This window comes from Butyrivibrio sp. Su6 (genome assembly GCF_900108105.1).
Classification (GTDB): domain Bacteria; phylum Bacillota; class Clostridia; order Lachnospirales; family Lachnospiraceae; genus Butyrivibrio.
Genome location: NZ_FNUR01000008.1, coordinates 1 through 26,435 on the forward strand (window position 1 = coordinate 1; position 26,435 = coordinate 26,435).

At 42.1% G+C, this 26,435-nt stretch carries 22 protein-coding genes and 1 pseudogene; all 23 read left to right on the forward strand.

The features are described from left to right. Positions 1–183 (forward strand): annotated as a pseudogene (locus C4S54_RS16160) (IS4 family transposase); the annotation flags it as partial. 1,493 nt (positions 184–1,676) lie between these two features. Further along, positions 1,677–2,717 carry an ATP-binding protein gene (locus C4S54_RS09645; protein WP_103869344.1) on the forward strand — a complete coding sequence of 347 codons (1,041 nt, stop codon included), beginning with the start codon at positions 1,677–1,679 and terminating at the stop codon, positions 2,715–2,717. A gap of 10 nt (positions 2,718–2,727) precedes the next feature. Next, positions 2,728–3,381 carry a sugar transferase gene (locus C4S54_RS09650; RefSeq protein WP_200821063.1) on the forward strand — a complete coding sequence of 218 codons (654 nt, stop codon included), beginning with the start codon at positions 2,728–2,730 and terminating at the stop codon, positions 3,379–3,381. A gap of 28 nt (positions 3,382–3,409) precedes the next feature. Continuing rightward, positions 3,410–4,399: an ATP-grasp domain-containing protein gene (locus C4S54_RS09655; RefSeq protein ID WP_103869346.1), complete on the forward strand. Its 990-nt coding sequence runs from the start codon at positions 3,410–3,412 to the stop codon at positions 4,397–4,399. Positions 4,400–4,416: 17 nt separating this feature from the next. After that, positions 4,417–5,508: a glycosyltransferase family 4 protein gene (locus C4S54_RS09660; RefSeq protein WP_103869347.1), complete on the forward strand. Its 1,092-nt coding sequence runs from the start codon at positions 4,417–4,419 to the stop codon at positions 5,506–5,508. Between the two features lie 101 nt (positions 5,509–5,609). Further along, complete coding sequence (locus C4S54_RS09665) at positions 5,610–6,926, forward strand: nucleotide sugar dehydrogenase (RefSeq protein WP_103869348.1); 1,317 nt, start codon at positions 5,610–5,612, stop codon at positions 6,924–6,926. Between the two features lie 15 nt (positions 6,927–6,941). Beyond that, the gene (locus tag C4S54_RS09670; protein ID WP_103869349.1) at positions 6,942–7,916 is read left to right on the forward strand and encodes an SDR family oxidoreductase; all 975 of its coding nucleotides are present in this window, start codon (positions 6,942–6,944) and stop codon (positions 7,914–7,916) included. 14 nt (positions 7,917–7,930) lie between these two features. Beyond that, a complete protein-coding gene (locus C4S54_RS09675; protein ID WP_103869350.1) occupies positions 7,931–8,674 on the forward strand; it encodes a DUF2334 domain-containing protein in 744 nt (247 codons plus the stop codon). A gap of 39 nt (positions 8,675–8,713) precedes the next feature. Further along, positions 8,714–10,159, forward strand: a complete 1,446-nt coding sequence (locus C4S54_RS09680; RefSeq protein WP_103869351.1) for a glycosyltransferase — start codon at positions 8,714–8,716, stop codon at positions 10,157–10,159. Then, positions 10,159–11,358, forward strand: coding sequence for a glycosyltransferase (locus tag C4S54_RS09685; protein WP_103869352.1), 1,200 nt, complete (start codon positions 10,159–10,161; stop codon positions 11,356–11,358). Before C4S54_RS09680 ends, C4S54_RS09685 begins: the two co-directional genes overlap by 1 nt. Positions 11,359–11,423: 65 nt before the next feature. Then, complete coding sequence (locus C4S54_RS09690) at positions 11,424–12,359, forward strand: methionyl-tRNA formyltransferase (protein WP_103869353.1); 936 nt, start codon at positions 11,424–11,426, stop codon at positions 12,357–12,359. After that, positions 12,316–13,470, forward strand: coding sequence for a glycosyltransferase (locus C4S54_RS09695; protein ID WP_242973774.1), 1,155 nt, complete (start codon positions 12,316–12,318; stop codon positions 13,468–13,470). The genes C4S54_RS09690 and C4S54_RS09695 overlap by 44 nt, the downstream gene beginning before the upstream one ends. Positions 13,471–13,485: 15 nt before the next feature. After that, positions 13,486–14,241 (forward strand): hypothetical protein, encoded by a 756-nt coding sequence (locus C4S54_RS09700; protein WP_103869355.1) that lies wholly within the window; start codon positions 13,486–13,488, stop codon positions 14,239–14,241. Between the two features lie 61 nt (positions 14,242–14,302). Then, entirely contained in the window at positions 14,303–16,207 is a 1,905-nt protein-coding gene (asnB, locus tag C4S54_RS09705) for an asparagine synthase (glutamine-hydrolyzing) (RefSeq protein ID WP_103869356.1), read from the forward strand. Positions 16,208–16,241: 34 nt separating this feature from the next. Next, on the forward strand, positions 16,242–16,481 hold the full coding sequence (locus C4S54_RS09710) for an acyl carrier protein (RefSeq protein WP_074882726.1): 240 nt from the start codon (positions 16,242–16,244) through the stop codon (positions 16,479–16,481). Between the two features lie 15 nt (positions 16,482–16,496). Continuing rightward, the gene (locus C4S54_RS09715) at positions 16,497–16,934 is read left to right on the forward strand and encodes a MaoC family dehydratase (protein ID WP_074882728.1); all 438 of its coding nucleotides are present in this window, start codon (positions 16,497–16,499) and stop codon (positions 16,932–16,934) included. Next, the gene (locus C4S54_RS09720; RefSeq protein ID WP_103869357.1) at positions 16,931–17,680 is read left to right on the forward strand and encodes an SDR family oxidoreductase; all 750 of its coding nucleotides are present in this window, start codon (positions 16,931–16,933) and stop codon (positions 17,678–17,680) included. Before C4S54_RS09715 ends, C4S54_RS09720 begins: the two co-directional genes overlap by 4 nt. 26 nt (positions 17,681–17,706) lie before the next feature. Continuing rightward, positions 17,707–18,915 carry a glycosyltransferase gene (locus C4S54_RS09725; RefSeq protein WP_103869358.1) on the forward strand — a complete coding sequence of 403 codons (1,209 nt, stop codon included), beginning with the start codon at positions 17,707–17,709 and terminating at the stop codon, positions 18,913–18,915. Positions 18,916–18,943: 28 nt separating this feature from the next. Further along, the gene (locus tag C4S54_RS09730; protein ID WP_103869359.1) at positions 18,944–20,734 is read left to right on the forward strand and encodes an HAD-IIIC family phosphatase; all 1,791 of its coding nucleotides are present in this window, start codon (positions 18,944–18,946) and stop codon (positions 20,732–20,734) included. Between the two features lie 15 nt (positions 20,735–20,749). Beyond that, on the forward strand, positions 20,750–22,666 hold the full coding sequence (asnB, locus tag C4S54_RS09735; RefSeq protein WP_103869360.1) for an asparagine synthase (glutamine-hydrolyzing): 1,917 nt from the start codon (positions 20,750–20,752) through the stop codon (positions 22,664–22,666). Between the two features lie 25 nt (positions 22,667–22,691). Then, positions 22,692–24,206: an MBOAT family O-acyltransferase gene (locus C4S54_RS09740; protein WP_103869361.1), complete on the forward strand. Its 1,515-nt coding sequence runs from the start codon at positions 22,692–22,694 to the stop codon at positions 24,204–24,206. Positions 24,207–24,311: 105 nt separating this feature from the next. Then, positions 24,312–25,400, forward strand: a complete 1,089-nt coding sequence (locus C4S54_RS09745; RefSeq protein ID WP_103869362.1) for a hypothetical protein — start codon at positions 24,312–24,314, stop codon at positions 25,398–25,400. A 145-nt stretch (positions 25,401–25,545) separates the two neighbouring features. Beyond that, positions 25,546–26,418: an alpha-1,2-fucosyltransferase gene (locus tag C4S54_RS09750; protein WP_103869363.1), complete on the forward strand. Its 873-nt coding sequence runs from the start codon at positions 25,546–25,548 to the stop codon at positions 26,416–26,418. Positions 26,419–26,435 lie beyond the last annotated feature (17 nt).

The window sequence follows — 26,435 nt, forward strand, 5'->3', positions numbered from 1 at the left end:
TTGGAATACAAAGTCTCTATTTCTGATGCTGTGATTACTTGCAGGGATTTCCTGCATAACAGAATGTCTAGTGATACAGTGGAACTGTTGTTGATAGGTAACGTCACGCCAATCCGAGAAGGCCGCACATATCCAAGAAAAAAGCATACCAAACGTGTAGTTCCACTAAGTTATAGAGCATAAATTTCTCCAAGAATAAATGGCACGGAAGAAGCAGGAGCAATCCTGCTTTCTTGGCGTGCCATTTGTTTTGCAAACAAGATATGAAGTTTTCTAAAACGGAGTTTTTATGCCATCCGTTATGTATTAAATGCACTTGAATACCTTAACTAAATGACATTGGAACAGTAGGGGCGGCTACTTTCAAGGAAACGCAGGCGCGACAGTTTTCGTATGCAGCATGTTGCATACGAAAGTGAGGCTAAAGGAAGTTTGCATGTGTCCACCCCTATAGGTAGAAGTTAAGAGAGCCGAATGCATGTCTTTGGGCATATAGCTCGTTTTCAACACCTTGGCCACCCGTAATAAACCGGTTTTGGGTATATAGCCTGATTTCAGGCTTGCAGCCACCCCTCACCATGGCTTTTATCGCAGGCGATTGGGCATATACGGTAATTATCCGTCCACAGCCACCTTTTTAACGGGTGGCTCGAATCTTGAAATCGGCCTATATGCCCATTTTAACTTCGTGAGGGGTGGCTGGCCTTGCAAAAAGTTGCTATATGCCCAAAATAGTCAAAATCATAGGTGGCTGGAAGCCTTACAAAGCGCTATATGCCCAAAAGCACTCTCTCCATTAAATATGGACTGTTATACGGACGGAATGATATGATCTTCTCCTATCTCCAGGTTGTCACAGTGAAATGGGTATATAGCTATACTTTTTAAGTTACGACATCTATCGGCAGAATTTTCTGGAAGTGAAAATGGGCATATACGAGAAAAAATAGATTTACACATCCATTGGATGAGTGATTCGAGACAATTAATCATCTATAAAAGGATGTGTAAACTTCAAAAATGCCGTATATATCCAAAATCGCAAGTCAAAAATATTGGTGAGGGATGTGGTAATCTTGGAAAACAGGAAATATGCCCAAATCACATTTTATTGCGGGTGGCCGAGCTATTTAAAGCAAGCTATATGTCAAAGCAACTCTTTAACGCTTTGTATGCAGCATTCGAGAACTGCGTCCATGGAGCCTTGAAAGTAGCCTCCCTTACTGTTCTCGGAATTGGAGCCAGAGGCCCTTATACCCAGCCACACCGAAGGTGCTTGCCATTGACGGGTTCTGAGGAAAAACGTTATAATGCTGAATCCGACGGTGCACGAATCTAATTACTGTTCCCATCATCCTCACCGTCGGCTCGCAGACCAGGGCGTTTTCCTTAGGGTCAGTCAATGGTGGCGTACGGAGCCAGCTACTTACGCATATACAAATAAAAAGGATTCCTGCCAACCTGTTTGGTTGTGCAGGAATCCTCCCGTTTATCTACAGTGAAATATGTATTAATGAGCTGAAATATCATTTCATGTTTTATTTAATTGACATAATAGTCTGGTTAAGCATAATATTATAGATATAAAAGGATATAAAAGTAACTGCAAGATATAAAAAGATATAAAAGAATATAAAACAGATTCATAGATATAAAAAGATATAAAAGGAGTAAAGATGCGGAATCCATTTTCTATTTCCTTTGGAACTCTACCTACTCAATATATTTCCAGAATAACGCAGACAAATCAAATAGTTGAGATGTTTACCGACGATAATCCTTCTAATCATGTTTTTATGCTTACTGGTATAAGGGGATCAGGGAAAACTGTCCTGATGACAGATATTTCAGAGAGGCTTAGGAATGAAAAAGATTGGATCGTGGTCGAGATAAGCCCGGAGAGAGATATGCTTGAAGGTCTTGCTGCCACTCTCTACGCTGTTCCGGAATTACATGCTCTTTTTATTAAAGCAAAGCTGGATTTTTCAGCATTAGGACTGGGCGTTTCAGTTGAAAATGCAGCCCCCATCACTGATACAGAAGTTGCTGTTAACAGAATGCTTGAATATATAACCAAGGCTGGAAAAAGGGTACTGATAACAGTGGATGAAGTTACGAATAATGCCAATTTAAAGGTATTTGCTGCAGCTTTTCAGATATATCTCAGGCGTAATTTCCAGGTTTATTTAATAATGACGGGATTATATGAGAATTTATATAACCTTCAAAACGAAAAATCTTTGACATTTTTATATAGAGCTCCTAAGGTTATCTTGGAGCCGCTAAATTATACAGCAATCGTGTCTCATTATAAAAAAGTTTTTGAAATAGATAATGAGCAGGCAGAATATATGGCCAAGCTGACAAAGGGCTATTCTTTTGCATTTCAGGTTTTGGGATATATATATTGGAATAATAGAGAAAGAAAAATAGAAGATATACTGCCTGAATATGACCAGTATCTGGATGAGTACGTTTATGATAAAATATGGTCTGAAATGTCTGAAATGGACAGAAAAGTTGTCAGCGCAATGGCGATCAGTGGTGAAACAAATGTTAGTAAACTACGTGAATCAGTAGGAATGACTACTTCGCAGTTTTCTGTATATAGAGACAGGTTAAAAAGAAAGGGAATAATAAATACAGCTCAATATGGGTACATTTCCTTGTTGCTACCGCGTTTTGAAGAGTATGTAAAGTTGCATATTGATCTGTGAATAGAGAATGATGAAGAATTCTTTTTACGCACGATATATTAAAAGAATAGTGGATATAATAATATCTTTACTGGTTATAATAATTTTTTGCTGGCTTTACCTTATCCTTGCAATCCTTGTAAGGGTTAAGCTTGGAAGCCCTATTCTGTTTAAGCAGGCCCGCCCCGGTAAGGATGAGAAGATTTTTAACCTTTATAAGTTCAGGACCATGACAGATAAAAGAGATGCTGAGGGAAAGCTCCTTCCTGACAAGGACAGACTTACAAAGTTTGGCAATTTCCTCAGAAAATCCAGTCTTGACGAGCTTCCGGAGTTCTTTAACATCCTAAAGGGCGATATGAGCTTTATCGGACCAAGGCCTCTACTTGTTGAGTATCTGCCATATTATACGGAACGTGAGAAATTAAGGCACACAGTAAGGCCCGGTCTTACAGGACTTGCCCAGGTAAGTGGACGAAACACTGTTGACTGGGACACAAGATTTGAAATCGATGCCCAGTATGTGGAGAACCTGAATTTCCTCATGGATCTTAAAGTCATCGGACTTACCTTTAAGACAGTTTTTGGCCACACGGATCAGGTGGCAGAAGATACAAACAAGGTTGAAGGCAATTTTGCTCAGATAAGAAAAGAGCGCTTGGAAAAGACAGGTAAATTAAAATAAAAAATTTTTCAAAATAAAAGAGGTGCATATGGCTACTAATATTTTGATATTAAGTGCAGGAACCAGAAATAAAGTAGTGCAGGCTTTCAAAAAAGAGCTTGCTCATAACGGCAAAGTTTTTGCCACAGACTGCTCAAACATTGGCCCTGCCATATATGATGCAGACGAAGCTATAATCGTTCCTAAGATCAAGGACCCTTTCTATATCGATGAGATCCTTGGAGTATGCAAAAGAAATAACATAAATGGTGTATTCAGTCTTATCGATCCTGAGCTTTCTCTTTTGGCAGAGAATGCAGAAAGATTCACAGAAGCTGGAGTCACACCTATCGTTTCATCATACGAGCTCTGCGAGACAAGCCTTGATAAGTACCGCATGTACGAGATGCTTATTAAGCTGGGAATCCCAACAGCCAAGTGCTACCTTTCAATAGAGGATTTTGAAACAGCAAGGGCTGCAGGAGAAGTTGACTTCCCGGTTTTTGTAAAGCCCAGAAACGGCAGCGCATCAATAAATATAAATGCTGTGGAATCTAAGGAGATGCTTGTAGCTCTTTTCCACGATTTCGATGACCTTATCATTCAGGAATACATGAGAGGCCAGGAGTACGGCGCTGATGTGTACATTGACCTTATTTCCGGCAAGTGCACAGACATTTTCCTCAAGGAAAAGATAAAGATGAGAGCCGGAGAGACAGATAAATCTGTTTCGGTAAAAGATGAGAGGCTCTTTAAGCAGATAGTTTCATTTGTGGAGACTGTGGGATACAGAGGAATGATCGATATCGATCTATTCTATGACAATGCCACAGATGTATGGTACCTTTCAGAAGTTAATCCTCGTTTTGGCGGCGGATACCCACATGCCTATGCCTGCGGAGTAAACTTCCCAAGATGCATCATCAACAACTTAAAAGGTATAGAGAATCCGGTCAACATTGGTGATTACCAGGAAGGCGTTTACATGATGAAGTATAACGAGCTCTGCATCCTTCCTGAGGACAAATTAGCAAAATAAATCATAAAGGTGACATTATGCCAAAGGCGTTAATACTAGCAAACTCATCAAGCGGGCTCTATGATTTCAGAAACGAACTCATCCTTGGACTTATGGATAAGGGATATGAGGTAGTCATAAGCCTTCCTGATGATCTTAAGGTAAAAGAGCTGACTGCAGAGGGCTGCAGGGTGGTTCATACTGACATAAACAGACGCGGAGTCAATCCTGTACAGGACTTGGCTCTTTTTGGCGCTTATAGAAAGCTTTTAAAAAGTGAGCGCCCGGACGTCGTTTTGACCTATACAATAAAGCCTAATATATACGGTGGTTTTGCCTGCAGGCTTGCAAGGATCCCATATTTTTCAACTATCACAGGACTTGGAAGTACATTTGAGCGGGGCGGAGTTCTTTTGAAAATGATAATCGCCATGTACAAGACTTCCCTAAAGGGCTGCAAATGCCTCTTTTTCCAGAATCAGAACAACAGGCAGATATTTGAAGACTGTGGCATACATGCCAAAAAACATGTGACTGTAAATGGCTCCGGCGTTAATCTTGATAAACACAAGTTTGAGGAATATCCCGGCCACAGCGATGATGTTACGCGATTTCTTTATATTGGAAGGATCATGAAGGAAAAGGGCTCGGAAGAGTATCTTTATGCGGCAGATAAGCTACATGAGAAATACGGCGACAAGGTGTCGTTTTCAGCAATCGGCTACTGCGAGGATGATTTTGAGAGCAGGGTAAAAGAGGCTGAGAAAGCCGGAATCCTTAAGATGATCCCTTATCAGAAGAACATTCACCCTTATATTAAAGAAGCTGATGCCGTAGTTCACCCTTCTTACCACGAGGGAATGAGCAACGTCCTTATGGAAGCCGCAGCAACAGGAAGACCTGTTATTGCTTCTGACATAAGCGGCTGCAAAGAGATCGTGGACAAGGACAGATCAGGGTTCCTTGCTGAGCCCAGGAATAAGGAAGCTCTTTTTACTGCCCTTGATAAATTCATGCAGCTTGATATGGAGAGCAGAAAAGAAATGGGCCGCAATGGCCGCGCCTGGGTTGAAAATAATTTTGACAGAAAAAAGATCATAAAAACGTACATAGATGAGATTACCGCTTGAGACGGGACGTTTTGCCATATTTGACAGCCGTAGTATAATACCTATGTATGTTATTGGAATTAAATTTAAATTGAAATATTTTTTAGTGTGGAGGATACACGATGAGCTTATATGAAAAGCTCCTTTCCGGAGAAGAAAAGTTATCACTTGTAGGACTTGGATATGTAGGAATGCCTATAGCGGTTGCCTACGCCAAAAAGATCAAGGTAGTAGGTTACGACTTCAACGCTGCTAAGGTTGATCTTTATAAAAAGGGAATCGACCCAACAAGAGAAGTTGGCGATGCAGCTATTAAAGAGACTTCTGTAGAATTTACAGCAGATCCTGAGAAACTTAAGGAGTGTAAATTCCACGTTGTTGCAGTTCCAACACCTGTAAACGACGATCATACACCTGACCTTTCACCTGTAGAGGGAGCCAGCCGTACACTTGGTAAGTACCTTACAAAGGGTTCAATCGTAGTTTATGAGTCAACTGTATATCCCGGAGTAACAGAGGACATCTGTGTTCCTATTCTTGAAAAAGAGTCAGGACTTAAGTGCGGAGTTGATTTCAAGGTTGGTTATTCACCTGAGCGTATCAACCCTGGTGATAAGATTCACAGACTTGATACTATTACAAAGATCGTTTCAGGTATGGACGAGGAGACACTTGAGGAGATTGCTAACGTATACAGCCTCGTTGCACTTGCAGGCGTATATAAGGCTCAGTCAATCAAGGTTGCTGAGGCTGCAAAGGTTATCGAGAACTCACAGCGTGATATCAACATCGCTTTCATGAACGAGCTTTCAATGATCTTCCACAAGATGGATATCGATACAAAGAGCGTACTTGAGGCAGCAGGTACAAAGTGGAACTTCCTTAACTTCAGACCAGGTCTTGTAGGTGGTCACTGTATCGGTGTTGACCCTTACTACCTTACATACAAGGCTGAGGAACTTGGTTACCACTCACAGATCATCCTTTCAGGAAGACGTATCAACGATGATATGGGCAAGTACATTGCAGAGTCAGCTGTAAAGAGACTTATCGCTAACGACATCGCTGTTAAGAATGCAAAGGTTGCGATCCTTGGCTTCACATTCAAGGAGAATTGCCCTGATACAAGAAATACAAAGGTAATCGACATTTACAATGAGCTTTTAGAGTACGGCATCACACCAGTAGTTGTTGACCCTGAAGCTGATTCAGATGAAGCTAAGAGACTTTATGGAATTGAGTTTGATACTCTTGATGCAGTAAAAGACATGGATGCTGTTATCGTAGCTGTAGCTCACAAGGAATTCGAGAACTACAAGCCAGCAGATATCGCTAAGTTCTTCAATCCTGCCCATGCCACAAAGGTATTTATGGACCTCAAGGGCATCTACGACATGAACGATTATAAGGCTCCTGAATTCGATTACTGGCGCCTGTGATAAGAGGAGTAAATTATGAGTTATAAAGAGTTAAAATTTCCGGAGAATTCAGTGTTCCTTGTTACCGGCGGAGCTGGATTCATCGGATCAAATATTTGCGAAGCGCTTTTAAACATGGGCTATACAGTTAGGTGTATGGATAACCTTTCAACTGGCCATATTGAAAATATCCAGCCTTTTATGAGTAATCCTAAGTTTACATTCATCGAGAAGGATATCAGAGACCTTGATGCATGTATGGAGGCTACAAAGGGCGTAGATTACGTTCTCAATGAGGCTGCCTGGGGATCAGTTCCAAGAAGTATTGAGATGCCTCTTTTGTATGAGGAAATCAACATCAGAGGAACCCTTAACATGATGGAAGCTTCAAGACAGAACGGAGTTAAGAAGTTCGTCTATGCTTCAAGCTCATCAGTTTACGGTGATTCCACTACTCTTCCTAAGAAAGAAGGGCAGGAAGGAAACGTTCTTTCTCCTTATGCTCTTACAAAGAAGACTGATGAAGAGTACGGTAAGCTTTACAAAAAGCTTTACGGTCTTGATACATATGGCCTTCGTTATTTCAATGTATTTGGAAGAAGACAGGATCCTAACGGAGCTTACGCAGCTGTTATTCCTAAGTTCCTTCGTCAGCTCATGAACGGTGAGACACCAACAATCAACGGCGACGGTAAACAGTCCCGTGACTTTACATATGTAGATAACGTTATTGAAGGTAACCTCAGAGCTTGCCTTGCTTCTTCAGAGGCAGCAGGTGAAGCTTACAACATCGGTGCAGGCGGAAGAGAGTTCCTTATCGATGTTTATCACCACCTTACAGAAGCACTTGGCATGGATGTAGAGCCAATATTTGGACCACCACGTGCCGGTGATATCAGAGATTCCAATGCGGATATTTCAAAGGCAAGAAAGAACCTTGGTTACGACCCTTCCTATGATTTCCAGGCGGGAATCAAGCTCGCTATTGATTGGTATAGAGAGAATTTATAAGATTAAGGTATTTTATGAAGATAACAATCCGAATTGACGATATTGCTCCGGAAATCGATTGGAGAAATTTTAATAGATTCAAGGCAATCCTGGATAAACACGGGATTAAGCCACTTATTGGAGTCATTCCTGATAATAAGGACAGCAAGTTAAAAATATCAGATGCTCCAAAAGGTTTCTGGGAGTACATTAAAAAGCTTCAGGATGAAGGCTGGATTGTTTCCATGCACGGATGCAATCATTTATATACCACTGTTAACGGAGGATTATTTCCCCTTAACAAAAAGTCTGAGTTTGCAGGATATGATTACGAGACTCAGCTTGAAAAAATTCAGAACGGTAAAAAGATATTTGAAAGCCATGGAATACATACAGATATTTTCATGGCGCCATCCCATTCTTATGACCGCGTCACTTTAAAGGCACTTAAGGAAAGTGGTTTTACCACCATTACCGATGGCTTTGGTGACAGACCATACAGAAGAAGCGGGCTTACTTTTTATCCCATATCTCTTCAGAAGTCTAAGAGCGTTGCTTCCACTAAGGATGGCATCACGACTTTTGTATATCATCCCAATGTAATGGATGAAAAAGATTTTGAAAGATTTGAAAAGCTTTTTGATAAAGCAGAGGTTGTTTCCTATTCCGAGTTTTCAAAGTATAATGTAAGAGGTCGGAGTTTTGTTGGAAATTTATATGAATATGCACTGGCGAAGGGCAAATATTTAGCTGTTCGCTTAAAAAGTTCTATGATGTGATTTTTGATCATTTAACTGTAAAAAGCTGGGAGATACGATATGGAAGAAGGATATGGACAGATAAGGGTGCTTCATGTTCTTGGGGGACTTGGAGTAGGCGGCGCAGAATGCCGTATTATTGATTTGTATCGCAACATGGATAGAGACAAGATCCAGTTTGATTTTCTTGTACACTATTCTCCAGAAAAAACAGGTAAAAAGAGTCCGACTTCCGATGAACTCATGGCAGTTCGCGAGCCGGACTATTTTGATTCTAGCGTAAAAAAGCTGGGAGGCAGAATTTTCTGTCTTCCTAAATTTGTTGGGACAAACCTTGTGGAATATAAAAAGGCCATAAAGCAGTTCTTTAAAGAACATCCCAATGAATGGAAGGTTGTGCAGGGACATATGACAAGTACTGCAGCAATCTACCTTCCAATAGCTAAAAAGGCCGGGGTTCCCATTTGCATAGCTCATGCAAGAAGCGCCGGAGTAGACCAGGGAGTAAAGGGCCTTGCCACCAGAGTACTCAGAAAGCCTCTCCATAAAGAGGGTGTGGCTGATTACAGCTTTGCCTGTTCCAAAGAAGCCGGAGTTTCAGTTTTTGGCCAGGATATGGTGGATGCCGGAAATGTTCGTATAATACCTAATGCCATAGACCTTAAGCGCTTTGCCTACAACGAACAGCTTAGGGAAAAGATAAGAGATGAGCTGAACGTTTCCAATGCCCTTGTAATAGGTCATGTAGGAAGTTTTAGATATGCCAAGAACCACGAGTTTTTATTGGAGGTTTTTGCCCAGCTCTGCAGGTTCCTGGACAATGATGAAAATAACCAGTATAGCATGCTCCATGGCATGAGAATAAGACTTCTTATGCTGGGAAAAGGCCCCCTCATGGATGAGATGAAGAGTAAGGCAGAGAAGCTCCACATCTGCGACAGATGCATATTTGCCGGGAACAAGAGCAATGCCAGCGAGTACTATCAGGCAATGGACTATTTCTGCTTCCCATCCAGATATGAGGGGCTTCCGGGAAGCGTTATCGAGGCCCAGGCAGCAGGACTTCAGTGCCTTGTGTCTGATGCGGTAACACCTGAAGTTAACGTTACTGAGCTTGTTTCCATGATGAGTATTAATTCAGAGCCAAGGGATTGGGCGAGGAAGATCCTCGATGACCTGCTCCTTAGAGAAAACTCTCAGAGCGACCCACTCATGGAGGAGATCAAGCTCAACCAGACCCTTACAGCCATAGCAGGCGAGCGCAGAGAGAGCGTGTTTGAGTCCGATGATATGCCTGACCTTGACGCCCTTGATAAGGGCACAGGCTTTGAGAAGCTCAATGCTCCATCTGAGAAAAAGACAAAGCGCAACACTGTAAATGAATTTTCAATCGGAGACAGAGATAAATCTTCAGATTATATTTTGAGTAAGCTTCGTCACGCGGGCTTCGATGTAAAGAACCAGGCCAAGATGATGACTTACTTTTACGAGAGAGGACATTTTTAATGCAGGATAATACCAAAAAGAACCTCTTACTCATGGTTCCAATGCTCCACCAGGGCGGATTTGAGAGAGTGTGCGTCACAACTGCAAGACTCATGCAGGATTTTTATAACGTTCACATCCTCATCTTCAGTTCAAAAGATATTAATTTTGACGTTACAGGCCTTGATGTGATCGACATTGATGTTCCCGCCAAAAAAGGCAAGATCAATAAAGTTATAAACGTGCTTAAGCGCGTTCAAAAAGTTAAAAAGATAAAGAAAGACCTTAATATAGATATTTCCTACAGCTTTGGCAGTTCCTCCAACTATGTAAATGTCCTTTCAAGGGGAAAAGAAAAAGTTCTTACGGGACTTCGCTGTCAGACCGATATGGAGAACCAGGGCCAGGTTAATCTCTTTTGCAAAAGATCTGATCAGGTTCTGTCCTGTTCAAAGGAAATCGTAAGACAGCTCAAAAGAGACTTTAACTACGACAGAAGCACCTACATCTATAATCCCCTTGATACTGAAGATATTCAGAAAAAAGGCGGCGAAGAAGTAGATGACTTCCCATTTGATAAAGACACTAAAGTCATTGCCTGCATGGGCAGAAACGACTATATCAAGGGAATCTGGCATCTTGTAAAGGCTTTTTCACTTGTTGAGAAAAAACATCCCGAGGCACGCCTTATGGTTCTCGGCGCCGGCAACTGGGATCCCTACAAAGAGATGGCAGAAAGGCTCGGCCTTTCTGATAAGATATTCCTTCCGGGAAACAGAAAGAACCCCTTCGCCTACGTATCAAAGTCTGACATTTACGTATGCAGTTCAAACCACGAAGGCTTTCCTAATGCAGTCCTTGAAGCTATGGCCCTCAAAAAGCCCCTTATCTCCGCTGACTGCAAGACCGGTCCCCGCGAGATACTCCTTGATGATGCCCAGTACAACCAGCTTATAACTGACATCCCAAGCGGTGACAGCATAAAAGAGCCTATAAACGGCAAATATGGTATACTAGTACCTGATATGGGTGAAAATGTGGATATGAACCCAGAGACTATTACTGATAGGGAACGAATACTAGCTGATAAGATCTGCGACCTATTAGACGATGAAGAGCTTATGAAGCAGTATTCAGAACGAGCTTTTGAGCGAGCACTTAACTACACTCCTGAGAAATACCGTGACAGCATCCATGATATACTTAGGCTGTATGAGTAAAAAACACTGAGAGTGCCCATATATCCCCAAGTTGTGCTAAAACTCACGAAAGGAGCCACAAACAAATGCATTACAAAGTTGTGGTTTTTGGCGTAAAGGATACGTCAGAGAACATCATAGATTTTATACAGAAAGAGCTTTGCCCCGTTGACCTCGTTATAACCATAGCGCCGAAGGTCACTGAGAAAAACCAAGTTTCAGGATTTAAGGGCCTTAGCTTCTTAACAGATAAATACGGAATCCCAGTTTTTGAAGCAGACAGCTACTTCTTAAACGACGACAAGACAAAAAAATTCATTTCTGAAAATACCTTTGATCTTGGCATCGTTATGGGATGGCAAAGACTTATCCCCAAGGAAGTCCTTGATGTATTTAAAGCCGGAATCTATGGATTCCATGGCAACTGCGGATACCTTCCTTTTGGAAGAGGCAGAAGCCCTCTTAACTGGTCAATGATCCTTGGAGATACAAGATTTAACCTAAATCTCTTTAGATATGATGAGCATGCAGACTCACCTAACGTTTTTGCTACAGAGATGTTCCAGATAAATGAGCACGATGACATCAGAACAGCTCAGTACAAAAACATGATCTGCTCCAAGAACCTCATCAGAAAGCTCGTTAAGACCTACATGGAAAAAGGTACCATTGAGATCCGCACGGATTCTAAGGATTTTGATTCATGGTACAATAAGCGTACAGCGGCAGATGGAAAGATTGATTTCCATGAGAGGACCAGAAACATATATAACCTTATCCGCGGAGTTGCAGCTCCTTTCCCAGGGGCATTTTGTTATGCAGATACAGAGGATGATGACCACAAGGTTACTGTATGGGAGGCACATCCTTTTGATGAGATGATCGATTTCTCAGCCTTTGCTCCGGGAGAGATTGTTGATATGTTCGATGGAAAGCCAATAGTAAGAACTGTTGACGGCTCCATGAGAATAGATAGATTTGATAGTAAAGTGGAATTATCCACAGGAATGGTACTTAAGTAATATGAAGACAATTGCATTTCATTTAAACTGCCTCGTTCAGGGAGGCGCAGAGAGAGTAGTTTCCAACCTTGCCAATCAGTTTGCCAAGGAGGGCTACAAGGTTTACGTTGCGACTGAATGGGTGGACGAAAATGAATTCGCTCTCGATGAGAGAGTTACCCGCGTTCACGTTGGACTTCGTGAGGGCGATGAAAAGAAAAACCGTATAACAAAGTTCTTTTTACGAATTAAATACTTAAAAGAGTTCGTTAAAAAATATCATCCAGATGTGCTTATTGCCTTTGCTCAGAGAGCTAATTACAGAGCCCTTATGGCAGCAGGAAACAGCGATGTTCCGGTAGTTATATCCATAAGAACAGACCCAGTTGGACACTACGATGCACTTTCTGATAAGGTTCAGATTAAGTGGCTCTTCCCAAAGGCTGCAGGATGTGTGTTCCAGACTACAGGCCAGAAGGAGTTCTTTAAACCATACCTTCAGGACAATTCAAGGATCATATTAAATCCTGTTAATCCTAAGTATTTCGGGCTTACAGCGCCTGCAGAGAGAGAAAAGGCCGTTGTTCACCACGCAAGGCTTGTGGACTTTAAAAATCAGCCCATGCTTTGCAGAGCCTTTATTAAGGTTCACGAGAAACACCCGGATTACGTACTTAAGATTTATGGACCTGATTCTTTTGATGGAACAAAAGAGATTCTGGATAAGATAATTGTTGATAACCATGCGGAGGACTACATTCTTCTTATGGGCGGCAGCGATGAACTGGAAAAAGAAATTCCAAAGGGCGCAGTTTATGCCTTCTCCTCAGACTGGGAAGGTATGCCAAACTCTCTTTTGGAAGCTATGGCAATGGGAATGCCTATTGTTGCTACAGACTGCCCATGCGGCGGACCAAGGACTGTTATGACAGATGGCAAGAACGGACTTTTAGTTCCCATAAAAGATGAGGACAAGATGGCAGAAGGCATCTGCAGGCTCATCGAGGACAGAGAGCTTGCTGAGCGCCTTGGAAAAGAAGCTGCAAAGATAGAGGAAATAGCAAACGCTGACGCAGTATTTGTTCAGTGGAGAGATTATCTTGACGAAGTGATCGCCAGATCAAAGAGATAATGATAAGGAGCAAAAATGTTTTCATTTGAAGATTACAGAGAAATACTTAGAGCAATAAAAGAGACAGGTCTTTACGCTACATATGAGGAAGCTCTTGAGAGAGACTCATGGATCATCATGAGACACGATGTTGAGTATTCAGTAGAAAGAGCTTATGCACTGTCAAAGGTTGAGGAGAGTATGGACTTCAGGTCTACATTCTTTTTCCAGTGGACCAACAATTCCTACAACATCCTTTCAAGAAAGAACAGGGATATCCTCACAGATATGCATGAGAGAGGACAGACAATAGGTCTCCACTTTGCTTTAAACGGAATGACTGATATGAAGCTCATTAGAGAGCGTATCAGACAGGAAATCGATATGCTCAGCAACATGCTTGGTTTTGAGATCAACTCTTTCTCAATACACAGACCATCACCTGATGTACTTGCAGAGAACATCAAGATTCCTGGCATTATCAATGCTTACCAGGACAACTTCTTTTCTTTTGACCCTAAGGCTACTCCTGAGTCAAAGCTTGAAGTAAAGTACATGTCAGATGCAAACCACATCTGGAGATATGGCTACCCTGATGCTGAGACAATTGGAAAACATCAGAAGATCCAGATCCTGACACATCCATTTGCCTGGACCAAGAAGGGGTATGATAACCTTGAGAATTACAGGGCTCTCATCAACGAGAAGTATGTAGAACTTCTTGATTCAATTGACAATGAGTGTAAGGACTTCGGACCACTTAGAGATAATTTTGAAAAAATGCCGGTTTGATGCTGGTAGATGATATGGATCAATATAGATAACACATTACGTTAAGGAAACAACATAGAGAATGTGCGGAATTTGCGGATATATTTCCAAAAACAGAATAAGTGAAGATGAGCTGAGGATCATGAATGACACAATGATCCACAGAGGTCCGGATGACAGCGGCGTTGCAATTTACGAGGACAAGGACGGATATTCAGTCGGCCTTGCCCAGAGAAGACTTGCAATCCTTGATCTGTCGCCTCTTGGACATCAGCCCATGCATTCGGTCAACGGTAGAATAACAATTGTTTTTAATGGCGAGATCTACAATTTTCTTGAGTTAAAAGAAGAGCTGTCATACTATCCATACAAGTCACACTGCGACACAGAGGTTATCATCGCTGCCTACCTTAAATGGGGCATAGATATGGTTGACCACATTCATGGTATGTTTGCCATCGCCATTTATGACAGAGAGACCTCAGACGTTTATCTTGTAAGAGACAGGATCGGTAAAAAACCTCTCTTTTACTGGATGGACGGTGAGAACCTTGTGTTTGGCTCAGAGCTTAAGCCTATCATGAAGTGCCCTGGATTTAAGCCTGAAGTCAGAAGAGATGTTATTTCAAGGTATCTTTATCAGCAGTATATTCTGGCTCCTGACACTATTTTTGAGAATGTCTATAAGCTGGAAGCCGGTGGAGTGTTGAAGTTCCACAAAGGCCAAGTGACAAAGTGGAAATACTGGGATATTAAGAAGGTTTACGCGGAGAAATCCCAGGATAAAATAGAGAGCTACGAAGAGGCAAAAGAGGGCCTTAAAGAGAGACTTAAAAAGGCAGTTGCCGACAGAATGATCGCGGATGTTCCTCTTGGAACTTTCCTTTCAGGCGGATATGATTCATCCCTTGTAACAGCCATGGCTCAGGAGTTTTCTGACAAGCCGGTGAAGACCTTCTGTATCGGCTTTGACGTGCCAAGCTACAACGAGGCTGAGTATGCAAAAGAGGTTGCAAAGCACCTTGGCTGCGATCACACAGAGCTCTACATCTCTGAAAAAGAGATGTTTGACCTTGTAAGCAGCATTCCTCAGTACTACGATGAACCATTTGCGGATAACTCACAGATCCCGTCAATGCTGGTAAGTAAGCTTGCCAAAAAAGATGTGACTGTTGCTCTTTCAGGTGACGGCGGAGATGAGTTTTTCTGCGGTTATAATATTTATGATAATGTAAGACAGGCTCAGCAACTGGAGATTCCGGGAGCTATTGTCAATGCTCTTGGCCAGATTCCTCTTGGAAGCGGCAAACTTATAGATAAGATGCCCTTCAGGGTTAAGGTTGTTGCTGCAAATAGAAACCCTGAGACCAAGACTCAGCTTGTCTCAGGAAGCTATGTAAAGTCTGCACATGCCTTTATAAGCGGCGTTGAGAGCCTTGATAGAGACGTAAAGGGGCAGCAGCCGGTTCTTTTCCCATTTGAGTCATCCTATGGGGTAAAAGACTTCCAGATAAGACGAATGCTACTTGATATGGATACTTATCTTCCTGATGATATTCTGGTGAAGATGGACAGAGCGTCCATGAAGTATTCACTTGAGAACAGATGCCCTATCATGGACACAGAGGTAATGGAGTACTCCTTCAGGATTCCTCAGAAGTTCAAGTACATGGACGGTGACAAGAAGCATATCCTTAAGGATATCGCTTATGACTATATACCAAAAGAGCTGCTTAATCGCCCCAAGACTGGCTTTGGCGTTCCTATGGACCAGTGGCTCAGAGGTCCGTTAAAGGACCAGCTCATGGACTTTAGCTCCACTTCATTTTTGGAAAAACAGGGAATTTTCGACAGCGCATATGTTTCCAAATTTATCAATAACTACATTGTGAACGGAGACGCAGGCCCTGCCACAGGAGCAAACTTTAGCAAGATTTCCTGGTCATTCTTTATTTTCCAGCAGTGGTATAGCTACTACATAGGATGAGGAAAAAAGCAGATATAATAGAAAGAGGTTAATTATGACAAGAGAAGAAGTTTTCGAGAAAATGAACGAAGTTTTCAGAGACGTTTTTGAAGATGACGATATCACAGTAACAGACGAGACAACAGCAGACGACATTGATGATTGGGATTCACTTGAGCATATCAATCTTATAAATGCCATGGAGACTGAATTTGGAGTTAAGTTCTCTATGGGAGAGATTGTTTCTCTAAAGAATGTAGGCGAAATGGCTGATCTTATCATCAGCAAACTTTGATAAAGGCTGGAGTTTATGAACGAATACAGATTCGAAGATATAGTATCGAAAGAGGAAAGTAAGGACAATTACACTAAAGCAGAGTTTTCTTCTACTGTTACAGCGGATAAAATGGAGAAATTCTATGAGATCTGCGGAGATAACAATCCTCTTCATATGGACAGTTCTTTTGCAAAAGCAGAGGGATTTAATGACAGAGTAGTCTATGGAATGCTCACAGCTTCATTTTATTCAACTCTTGCAGGAGTTTATCTTCCGGGAAAATACTGTATTCTTAACAGCGTAGAGTCTTCTTTCAGATCACCTGTTTATATTGGTGACACATTAGTGGTTTCGGGATTTGTAAAAGTAAAGCACGAAGCCACAAAAACAATAGAGATTTCAGCACAGATTGTAAATCAGGATGGCAAGAAAGTTGGAAAAGCCAAAATTTTAGCGGGGTTTCTTGAATGAACAGCAACAAGACATTTCTTATACTTGGAGCATCTTCAGATCTAGGCGTAGGTCTGGTAAAAAAACTTAACAGTGATTATACAGATTCTCTTTTTTGCCTTCATTACAACTCTGCTAAGACAGAACTTGAGAAAATAGAGCTGTCAAACGGAAACAGAATGGAGCTGATAAAGGCAGACTTCACTTCTACCTCTGATATAAATGCAATGATCCAAAAGCTTAAGGATGAGGAAAAAATACCAACTCACATAGTTCATTTTCCAGCCTCTAAGCTTTTATATACAAGGCTAAAGGATTTTGACCTTGAGAGGCTTCAGAAGAATGCCATGATACAGGTGTATTCATTCGTTGAGATCCTTAAAGCTTTTTTGCCTGCGATGGTAAAGCGAAAAGACCATAACAAGGTCGTGGCGGTTCTTTCTTCAGTAGTAAATGGTCAGCCTGCAAAGTCAATGCTTGAATACACCATGGTAAAGTCAATGCTTTATGGTGTTATAAGACAGCTTGCTGCAGATAATGCGGGCAATAAGATAAATATAAATGCAGTCTCCCCTTCAATGGTTGAGACTAAGCTTCTGAGTGAGATCGACTCACGACTGGTAGAAATGGCAGCTGATGGCAGTTCTGAAAAAAGGAACGCAACTGTAGATGATGTTGTGCCTACGATAGCATTTTTGTTATCAGAGGACAGCAATTATATAAACGGTGTTAATCTTAACGTTAGTAATGGAAATGTAATCCTTTAAATAGATTTTGAGAGGAATATAATCCCTTGGAACAAGGAAACAACAGTAAAAAGCATATAGCGATGTATATAGGCTCCCTTCAGAAGGGTGGAGCAGAGAGGGTCATGACGAACCTTGCAGATTTCTTTTTCGAGCAGGGCTACAGAGTGACCTTTGTTACTACATACCTTGCCGACAATGAGTATGAGGTTAAGCACGCAGCATGGAAAAGAGTTCCCGCGGGAGCTCCGGGGGCTGAGCTTGTTGCGGACCTTGATGAGAATCCTGCCTGGGTTGATCCTCATGGCGGTGAAAAAGACGGTATAGAACGTGTCTTTTCAGCTCTTTTAAAGTCTGAACAAAAGGGCAGAGCTTACAATCTTCGCATGAGACATAAAAAGCTCCTGGACATCTGGAAGAATCTTCATCCGGACCTGATCCTTAGCTTTATCGGAAAAAACAATATTATGGCACTTTCGACTGCTGGCGGCGAGAAAATCCCGGTAGTAGTTTCTGTGCGTTCAGACCCTGACAGGGAATATGCATCTCTTTCCATGAAATCTTCAATGCTTGCTCTCTTTGGAAAGGCAGCAGGTGTTGTAGTTCAGTCACAGGGAGCAAAAGAGAAGTTCCCAGGCTATATACAAAAGAAATGCACCATACTTCCAAACGCCATCAATCCTTCATTTATCAGAAAGCGCTACATTGGCGAGAGGGAAAAGAAAATTGTAATGGTGGCAAGGCTTGATGCCAATAAGAATCAGTCAATGGTTCTGGAAGCCTTTAAGGAAATCCTTGAAAAAGGCCATAAGGACTACAGCCTTGTGTTCTACGGCGATGGCCCTGACAGGATAAAGCTTCAGAATATGGCAGTTAAGCTTGGAATCGACAAAAACGTTGAGTTTAAGGGAAGTGTGCAGCACGTTGCTGAGCACATTGAAAAGGCGACAATGTTTATCCTTGCATCCAAGCAGGAGGGAATGCCAAATTCCCTTATTGAAGCCATGTCTTTGGGACTTCCTTGTATTTCAACGGATTGTCCTTGCGGAGGCCCAAGGGATTTGATCACTGACGGAGAAAATGGAATTCTTATCCCAGTGGATGACAGGGCAGCCCTTGTAAGCGCCATGGAGAAGCTTATTACGGATAAGGACTTTGCAGAGAAAATAGGAACTGAAGCTGTAAAGATCCAGGAAAAATGCAGCCCTGAAGTTACAAATCAGAAGTGGAAAGAATACTTTGATTCACTCATGTGACAAGTGTATGAATATATAGGAGCAAAAGGTGAAAGAATTAGAATACCCCTTTGATAGCAGCTACATAATGAAAAAGTCAAAGAGCCTAAAGAAGGCTCTTTTATCTGATGGGAGTGACAGAATCCACAAGAAAATAGCAGTTCTTGGGGGCTCAACTACCCATGACATAATAAGGATTTTGGAGCTCTTTTTACTGAATTATGGAATAGAGCCTGAATTCTATGAGTCTGAGTACGGCCAGTACTGGCAGGACGCAATGTTTCCGGGAGAATTAAATGACTTTAACCCGGACATTATCTACATTCATACTTCAAACCGCAATATCACTGACTTCCCTACAATGGATGACAGCGCTGAGGTGGTGGATGAAAAGCTCCAGAAGGCCTATCAGCACTTCGAGACCATGTGGAAGAAGCTTTCTGACACCTATCACTGTCCTATTATTCAGAACAATTTCGAGGCGCCGTTTTACAGACTCCTTGGAAACAGGGACTTTTTCGATGTTCACGGGCGTCTTTCCTTTATAAACAGACTTAACGAGAAGTTTGCTGAGTATGCAAGAAAGGCTTCAGACTCAGCAGAGAGCTTTTTTATCAATGATATAAACTACCTTTCAAGCTGTTATGGTCTTGATCAGTGGTCTGATCCGCTTGCCTGGCACATGTACAAATATGCCCTTTGCATTCCGGCTATTCCTACTCTTAGCTTCAACGTTGCCAATATCATCAAGTCAATTTATGGCAAGAACAAAAAGGGCCTTGTGCTCGACCTGGACAACACCCTGTGGGGCGGAGTTGTAGGTGATGACGGCGTTGATGGCATCGAGATCGGCCAGGAGACCAATCTTGGGCAGGTATACGCAGAGTTTCAGAATTATGTGAAGATGCAGAAGGACATCGGAGTTCTTTTGACCGTGGATTCCAAGAACGATGAGGAGAACGCCATCGCGGGCCTTAACCACCCTGACGGAAGCCTTAAGCCTGATGACTTTGTGGCTATAAAGGCCAACTGGGAGCCAAAGAGCGAGAATATGAAGGCCATTGCTAAAGAGTTAAATATCTTGCCTGAGTCACTGGTATTTGTAGATGACAACCCTGCTGAAAGAGCTATCGTTGAGGGACAGATCAAAGGAGCAGCAGTTCCGGAGATTGACAGCCCTGAGCACTACATCAGGATAATTGACCATGCAGGATTTTTCGAGGCCACATCTGTTTCTGACGATGACAGAAAGCGAAACGAGATGTACATGGCCAACAAAAAGAGAACTGAGCTTGAAGAGAGCTTTACTGACTATAGCGAGTACCTTAAGTCTCTTGAGATGGAGGCTGAGATTGCGCCTTTTGAGAAGATGTACATGCCTAGGATTGCGCAGCTCACCAATAAGAGCAATCAGTTCAATCTGACAACCAAGCGCTATACACAGGATGACATAGAGAAAACTGCCGCAGATGACAGCAACATAACCCTTTACGGGAGACTTAAAGATAAATTCGGTGACAACGGAATCGTATCACTTGTTATTGGAAATATCCGCTCCGGTGCCGAGCTCCACATTGATCTGTGGCTTATGAGCTGCAGAGTTTTAAAGCGAGATATGGAGTTTGCCATGATGGATGCTCTTGTTGAAAAGGCCAGGGAGCGCGGCGTAAAGACAATTTATGGCTACTATTATCCAACAGCCAAGAACAAGATGGTAAAAGAGTTCTACGATATTCAGGGGTTTGACCTTGTTTCTGAGGATGCTGATGGAAATAAGACCTACAAGCTGGATATAAGTAAGGACTATGAAAACAAGAATAAAGTGATCAGTGTTAAGTGACACTAGAGGCATACTATGTGCGGAATTGCAGGACTGATACAGTTTAAGGGCGATGCAGAAAAGAACATTCGAAGGATGAATGATCGGATGCTTCACAGAGGCCCTGATGACGGTGGAATTTACATAAGTGATGATAGAAAAGTTGCCTTGGGACACAGGCGACTTGCTATTGTTGACCTTTCCAAGAATGGCGCTCAACCCATGAAATCTCATAGCGAGAAGAGCGTCATTATTTATAATGGTGAGATTTACAATGCTGCTGAGGTAAAAGAGCTTTTGCTTAAAGACGCTTCCTCAAAGAGCGTAGACATCGGCCCATTTCGCGGAACTTCTGACACAGAGGTTTTGGTGGAAGCTATTGAGCACTTTGGCATGAAAAGAACTCTTTCTCTCTGCAAGGGCATGTTTGCGATTGCAGTCTATGACCTTGAGAAAGGCACTATTTCTTTTGCCAGGGACAGAGTGGGAGAGAAGCCTTTATATTACGGAAATGTAGCAGGAGCCTTCGCTTTTGCTTCAGATATCGGCTGCCTTCGCGTTGTTGATGGCTTTGATAATGAGATAAATACTGATGTTTTGGATATGTACTTTGAGGAAGGATATATTCCGGCCCCTTACTCCATCTATAAAGGGATAAATAAGCTGGAGCCCGGAACGATCCTTACTTTGAATGTGGATACCCTGGAGACTCAGAGTGAAGTTTACTGGTCAATGGCAGAAGCAGCTAAAAAGGGCCAGAGCAATATTTTTACAGGCAACAGAAAAGAAGCGGCAGATGAGCTCGAAAGACTCCTAAAAGAGTCCATCAAGGGACAGATGATCGCGGATGTTCCTCTTGGAGCATTTCTTTCTGCGGGAATAGACAGCAGCACTGTGGTTTCTCTTATGCAGTCCATAGCTCCCGGCAAGGTGCGCACTTTCACCATCGGTATGGAAGATGAGAAGTACAACGAGGCTGTTATAGCAAAAGAAATTGCATCTCACCTTGGAACAGAACACACAGAGCTCTACATAAATGAAAGTGATGCAAAGGCAGTTATTCCAAAGCTTTCTTCTATGTTTGGAGAGCCTTTTGCTGATTCATCACAGATCCCGACATACCTTGTAAGCAAGATGACAAGGGACCATGTGACGGTTTCACTTTCAGGTGACGGCGGGGATGAGCTCTTTTGCGGATATAAGTCATATAATTCAGTGGCAAGAGTCTGGGGAAAGGCAGCAAAAATACCTTATGCCCTGAGAAAGCCTGCAAGCTCACTTCTTATGAATATTTATGGACCGGATAATTCAGATGAGCTTAAGGATAAAGTTAAATTTGCAAAGGCTCAGTATTTTGGCGCAAAGTCTCCTTATGAAGTTCACAGAATGGAGCATGAGAGCGACCCTATAATTAAAAAGATTGCATTAAAAAATGGCCAGGCAAGGTATAAGTGCCTTGACTTGCCGGCGGATTTCCTTGGAGAAGTCAACCACGAAGCTATGCTCATGGATATGTGCATGTACCACCCTGACGATATTCTGGTGAAGGTGGACAGGACAGCTATGGCTGTTTCTCTTGAAACAAGAGTGCCTATGCTTGATAAAGACGTGGTAGAATTTGCCTGGTCACTGCCAATTGAGTACCTTCGCAATGATGAGCAGGGTAAACTTGTTTTACGTGATGTGTTGTATAGATACGTTCCTCGTGATATGATGGAGCGACCTAAAAAAGGATTTTCTATTCCAATCTCAAAATGGCTCTTGGAAAAAGACATAAGAGACTGGGCGGAAGCTCTTTTGGATAAGGATAAGATAAGGCAGCAGGGCCTTTTAAATCCTGATGTGGTGGAGAAGATCTGGAGTGATTTCACGGACCGCGGAATATACCGCATTCAGATCTGGTACATCCTCATGTTCCAGCAGTGGATGGAGACTGAGTATAGAAATAATTGAGAGTGTAACCTCTTAGAGAGATAATATGGGAATTACTTCGTTTTATTTTTTGTTGTTTTTTGTAATTACAGTAGCTGTGTATTATACAGTGCCTCTTTTGTTTAAAGAAAAAGGTCAGTGGGTGGTGCTTCTTTTGGCGAGCATTGCCTACTATCTCTTGTCTGGCAACGGGGTGCTTATTCTGTATCCTCTTTTTGCGTCATTTGCCACCTGGGGGCTGTTGAAGATTCTGAAGAGGGTATCAGATACTTCCAAAAGGCGCATGGTTCTTGGGGTTGAGCTTATAGCCCTTCTTGGAATCCTGATTTTTCTTAAGTACACCAAGCTAATTCATGGAGGAAGCATAGCGACTCCTCTTGGACTTTCTTTTTATACATTCATCCTTCTTGGTTATTTCATTGAAGTTTACAACGGCCTTGCAGAGGGCGATGAGAGCTTTTTTAAAACTGCCCTTATCGGAATGTATTTCCCTGTGATGATCTCAGGCCCTATTTTCCAGATAAGAGAGACAGGAAAACAGTTTTTTGAAAGACATAAGCTCGATTATAAAAACATAACCTTCGGTGCCCAGAGAATGCTTTGGGGCTTTTTTAAAGAGCTGGTTATTTCCGAGAGACTGGCTGTGGTTGTTAACACAATCTACAACAATGACACAGAGTATCCCGGTGCTTACATCATGCTTGGAACAGTGGGTTTTGCACTTCAGCTCTACACTAACTTTTCAGGCTGCATGGATATAGTTATCGGCGCTTCAGAGTGCTTTGGAATCATATTGCCTGAGAACTTCACAACTCCGTTTTTTGCAAAAAACATCAGCGAATACTGGAGAAGGTGGCATATCACTCTTGGGGTGTGGATGAGAGAAAATGTCTTTTACCCACTCCTTAGAAGCAAGATGATCATGAATCTTGGCAAGTTCTTAAAGGGTAAGCTGGGTAAAAAGAAGGGCAAGCAGTACACAACTTATGTGGCTATGTTTATCCTCTGGTTCTCTGTAGGTTTGTGGCACGGCGGCGAGATGAAATATGTTATCGGTTCAGGTCTTCTCCACTGGGCATACATTGTGATCGGTGAACTCACACTTCCATTTTTCACCTGGCTCTTTGGCGAAAAGATGAAGATCAATATGAAGGGCAGATTTGCCGACTGCGTGCGTGTTGTAAGGACATTTGTCCTCGTTTGTATCGGTGACCTGTTCTTTAGAGCAGACAACGTTCCTCACGCACTTCGCATGCTGAGAGAGAGCGTATCAACCTTTAACCCACAGATATTTGTGGATGGAAGCCTTTTGAACCTTGGAATCGATATTGTGGACTGGGGAATCGTTGTGGTTTCACTGGTTATTCTGGCCTGCGTTTCTGTGGTGCAGTATCGCATGGAAAATGGAATTAATGATTACAGTAATGTAAGAGAATTCATTGCTGACAGGCCGGTTGTCATTAGATGGTGCATTTATATCGCATTTTTATTCTTTGTGATATTGATCGCAGAGTATGGCCCTGGCTACAGCGCAGCGGAGTTTATCTATAAGGATTTCTGATGAGAGCATATTCGTTATGCTTTATTAAGATAATAATCAGAAATTCAAGATAGCGAATATAAGAGAATATTTAGTGTTTCAATATAGAGAGAATGTAGTTTAGTTATGACAAAGAAACAAGTAGCAAAAATAGTAGTTTTCATATTGATCGTATCCTGGCTCCTGGTGCACGTGACCTACTGCATCAGGACTAATGGTGATGTCAAAGACAGGTTTGTTGGTTTTTATTCTGAAAAGAATAACACAATTGATGCGGTTATGATCGGATCAAGCCCTGTTTATCCCTGCATTTCCAATCCAATGATCTACGGCGATATGGGAATAACCATGTATCCTCTGGCTTCCAACATGCAGAGACCTGTTGCCACAAAGTACCTGGTAGAAGAGGTGTTAAAGACTCAGACACCTGACCTTTTTATTTTTGAGATGCGCATGTGGACTGCTGAGGATGAGAACCTTCTAGGAAACATGGCTCACACAAGGGAAGTTACAGATAACCTTAAGTATTCCATAAACAGGATTAAGGCCATAAATGCCATGGTTGAGGACCCGTCAGAGAGGCTTTCCTATTATTTTGATATCTTCAAGTATCACTCAAACTGGAAGACTTTGGCCCTTTGGTCACAGCTTCGCACCTTTATGTATGAGTATCCTGATGAATACAAGGGATTTGTTCCTTTTTCCACAGTTGGTCCTGCACCCAAGACAGACAACGCAGCGATTACAGACAGAGAGCCTATTCCTGCGGAACAGGAAGAGTATTTGACAGATCTTTTGACATATCTGAAAGAGAAGAACCTCAATGCACTCTTCGTTATCACTCCCTACGATGTGCAGGAAGATGAGCAGAAAAAGATCAATTATATCAGCGACATTGTAACGGCAGCAGGCTACAACTTCCTTGATATGGACCAGTACGTGGATGAAATTGGCCTTGACTACGATGTTGATTTCAAGGACTACGGAACTCACACCAATATTGTCGGAGCTTACAAGGTTACTAAGTTCTTTGAGGAGTATCTTCAGGAGAACTATGTGGATAAGGGAGTTTTGGGTGACCACAGAGGCGATTCAAAGTACAAGTCCTGGGACAACGCCTACAAGCTGTGGCTTGATGCCTATGAGACCGGCTCCGCGGAGGTTATCTACAACGCAGAGAACAAGATATACTACGACCTTGAAGAAGGCGAGTAACAGTGATGCATTGTTTTCACAGATTCTACAACTATGGTATAATATGACGACAGGGTCAAAAGGTCATAATGCGTTCATGCTTGCATGATAAGCTTTATGACTCGTCAGACTTACAGTATGCACATGATATCAACCTGGAGGAGCTATGATAATCATTCAGCTTAAGGGCGGACTAGGCAATCAGATGTTTCAGTACGCATTATATAAGTCTCTGAAAAAGCGCGGAAAAGAAGTTAAGATTGATGATAAAACAGGCTTTGTTAATGATAAACTCCGAATCCCTGTATTATCCAGATGGGGAGTTGAGTATGACAAGGCAACAGACGAGGAAATCGTAAATCTTACTGATTCTAAAATGGATCTTTTCAGCCGTATCAGAAGAAAACTCACCGGTAGAAAAACATATAGAATAGATGAGGAATCCGGCAAATTCGATCCTTCAATCCTGGAAAAAGAGGATGCTTATCTTGTAGGTTACTGGCAGTGCGATAAGTATTTTGAGGATAAGGACGTTATCAGAGAGATAAGAGAAGCTTTTGAGAAAAAGCCTCAGGAGCTTATGACTGATGCGTCAAGCTGGTCAACCTTGCAGCAGATCGAGTGCTGCGAGTCAGTAAGTTTGCATGTTCGCAGAACAGACTATGTGGATGAAGAGCACATTCATATCCACAACATCTGCACTGAAAAATATTATAAGGATGCTATTGATAAGATTAGAAAACAGTATCCGTCTGCTGTGTTCTTTATTTTCACAGATGACAAGGAATGGTGTAGAGACCACTTTAAGGGACCGAACTTTATAGTTGTTGAGCTTGAAGAGGGCGAGGGCACAGATATTGCAGAGATGACTCTTATGAGCAGATGTAAGCACCACATCATTGCCAACAGCTCATTTAGCTGGTGGGCAGCATGGCTCAATGATTCACCTGAGAAAATTGTTATCGCACCTCAGAAGTGGATCAATAACCGTGATATGGACGACATCTACACAGAGCGTATGACTAAGATTGCTCTGTGATGGTCATTATTTCTTTG